Here is a 1,680-nt window from a genome sequence, read left to right as displayed (position 1 = left end):
GGACGGCCTGCAGGGCGAGCGCGTAGAGCGCGGTCACGGCGATGACCGCGCGGCAGACCCGCCAATCTGGCCGCCACATGCGCATGCCCCACGCCTAGGGCGCCGGCCGCCGCCCAGCCGGAACGCGGCGTCGCGCCCTGCCTCACGGTTGCGCGCTGAAAGCCGTGCTCCGGGAAGGCCTCGGCCCGCATCGACCGATGCAGCCTGCCGCATCGCCGTCGCTCGGCCCCTCGCGATCGCGCGAGCCGGCATGCCCGGGACGCCGTCCCCCAACCGCCCGGCCGCCCGCGGCCGCGACCGACACCGCCCCCTTCAGGAGAGTTGCCATGTCCAAGCTGTTCCGTCGCCGCGCGACCGGCTCCCTCGTCGCCCTCGCGCTGCTCGCGGTCCCGGCCGGCGCCCACGAGTACAAGGCCGGCGCGCTCGCGATCGCCCATCCCTGGACGCGGGCGACCCCGAACGGCGCCAAGGTCGGCGGCGGCTACCTCAGCGTCACCAACACCGGCACCGCGCCGGACACGCTGCTCGGCGCCACGGTGACCGGGGCGGACCACGTCGAGATCCATTCGATGACGATGGACGGCACCGTGATGAAGATGGCCCCGGTCCCGGGCGGCCTGGTCATCGCCCCCGGCGCCACGGTGACGCTCGCGCCGGGCGGCTACCACATGATGTTCGTCGACCTGACGGCGCCCCTGAAGAAGGGCGAGCGCGTCAAGGGCACGCTGCGGTTCGAGAAGGCGGGGACCGTCCCGGTCGAGTTCGCGGTCGAGGCGATCGGCGCGAAGGCCCCCGAGGGCGCGCAAGGGGCGGCCGGCGGCCACGATCATGCCCATTGATCCGCCGCCCGTCACGCCGGCCCAGCGCCGGGCGGGCTACGGCATCCTCGCGGCGGTGCTCGTCGGCATCCTCGGCATCGCCGGGGGCGTCGTGGCGATGCTGCCGCGCGGGCCCGCCAAGCCGGCGATGTCGGTGGTCGGCGGCCCGTTCCGGCTGCAATCGTCCAAGGGTGGGATCCTCGATTCGGCGACGCTGGCCGGCCGGCCCTTCCTGGTGTTCTTCGGGTTCACCCGCTGCCCGAACGTCTGCCCGACGACGCTGGCCGACCTCTCCAACCTGATCGACGACCTGCACAAGGCCGGCGGCGACATCGGCGCCTACTACATCACCCTCGATCCCGAGCGCGACGACGCCGCGGTGCTGCGCGACTACATGGGCTCGTTCAGCGATTCGATCACGGGGCTGACCGGGACCCGCGAGGAGATCGACCGGGTGGCGCGGTCCTACCGCGTCTTCTCCAAGAAGGTCCCGCTGCCGGGGGGCGACTACACCCTGGAGCACACGCTGATGGTCTACCTGATGGACCGGAACGGCGGCTTCGTCGGCCCGCTCGATCTCGCGGCCGGGCACGGGCTCGCCCTCCGGCAGATCCAGGCCGTCCTGTGACGGGTCGGGCGAAGCGCGTCGGCGCCGTCGGGCTGGGTCAGGACGAAGCCGTCCTCCAGCACCACCGTGTTCTTGATCACGCCGGTGGCGCCGGCGTTGTTGCCGCGGACCGCGCCGACGCTCGTCGCCGGCCGGTTCCCGATCGTGTCGCGCCGCCCGATCCCGGGCACGACCTGCCCGACCGGATGCTCGATGACGCTGGGCGCCGAGCCCTGCGGCGCGGCGACGCCGAAG

2 protein-coding genes and 1 pseudogene are annotated in these 1,680 nt (G+C 73.6%); 2 read left to right on the top strand and 1 reads right to left on the bottom strand.

Going from position 1 to position 1,680, the window contains the following annotated elements; translation table 11 throughout:
* The first annotated feature begins 326 nt into the window (after positions 1-326).
* Both FV223_RS26990 and FV223_RS26985 read left to right on the top strand, forming a co-directional pair.
* Entirely contained in the window at positions 327-839 is a 513-nt protein-coding gene (locus FV223_RS26990) for a copper chaperone PCu(A)C (RefSeq protein ID WP_147729784.1), read from the top strand.
* On the top strand, positions 829-1,446 hold the full coding sequence (locus FV223_RS26985; RefSeq protein ID WP_147729783.1) for an SCO family protein: 618 nt from the start codon (positions 829-831) through the stop codon (positions 1,444-1,446). Before FV223_RS26990 ends, FV223_RS26985 begins: the two co-directional genes overlap by 11 nt.
* 20 nt (positions 1,447-1,466) lie before the next feature.
* On the opposite strand, the pseudogene FV223_RS31320 reads toward FV223_RS26985, so the two are convergent.
* Positions 1,467-1,680: pseudogene (locus FV223_RS31320) on the bottom strand (hypothetical protein); the annotation flags it as partial.

This window comes from Methylobacterium sp. WL116, from assembly GCF_008039455.1.
GTDB lineage: Bacteria > Pseudomonadota > Alphaproteobacteria > Rhizobiales > Beijerinckiaceae > Methylobacterium.
The sequence above is the reverse complement of the archived record's forward strand: the minus strand, read 5'-3'. Positions and strand labels throughout refer to the sequence as shown.

Coding starts and splice junctions, on each gene's coding strand:
- FV223_RS26990 (WP_147729784.1), top strand. CDS start 327: ATGTCCAAGCTGTTCCGTCGCCGCGCGACCGGCTCCCTCGTCGCCCTC.
- FV223_RS26985 (WP_147729783.1), top strand. CDS start 829: ATGCCCATTGATCCGCCGCCCGTCACGCCGGCCCAGCGCCGGGCGGGC.